Here is a 568-nt window from a genome sequence, read left to right as displayed (position 1 = left end):
ATGATGATCCGCGCCGCCTCGACTACCTGGCGAGCTTCGCCGACCGCGAGGGGCGCGTCTTCCTGCAGCGCTTCTGGCGCAAATACCGCCACCTCGACACCAGCGCACGCCAGGAGGCCCTGCTCGGCGGCCTCAAGCCCGATGCCCGCCGCCTGGCCGCGGTCTTCCGCTACCTCTACCCCGAAGGCGACGCCATCGCCCTGACCGCCTTCCTCGCCGAGCGCCTGGACGACCGGCGGCTCGATCTCGACCTTACCGCCCTGCACGAGCGCAGCGACCCCAGCACCCTCGGCCTCTCAGACCAGGGCTATATCGCCGGGGTACACCCGCTGGAACTGTGGCTGGTGGGCTTTCTCATCGACCGCACCGACGCCGACTACGCCGATGCCGAGCGGGCCAGCCGCGAGGCGCGCCAGGAGGTCTATGGCTGGCTGTTCCGAACCCGCCACCGCGGTGCCCGGGACTCACGCATCCGCACCATGCTCGAGACCGAGGCCTTCACCGAGATCCAGCGTCGCTGGGAGCGGCTGGGCTACCCCTTCGCCCACCTGGTGCCGTCGCTGGCCAC

At 70.6% G+C, this 568-nt stretch carries 1 pseudogene; it reads left to right on the top strand.

From position 1 onward, the window contains the following. Positions 1 to 568, top strand: a pseudogene (locus AOG26_RS20815) (glycosyl transferase family 51); the annotation flags it as partial.

It is taken from the genome of Pseudoalteromonas sp. UCD-33C (genome assembly GCF_001306895.1).
In the GTDB taxonomy this organism is placed as follows: domain Bacteria; phylum Pseudomonadota; class Gammaproteobacteria; order Enterobacterales; family Alteromonadaceae; genus Pseudoalteromonas.
This window is presented reverse-complemented; position numbering and strand designations above follow the sequence as displayed.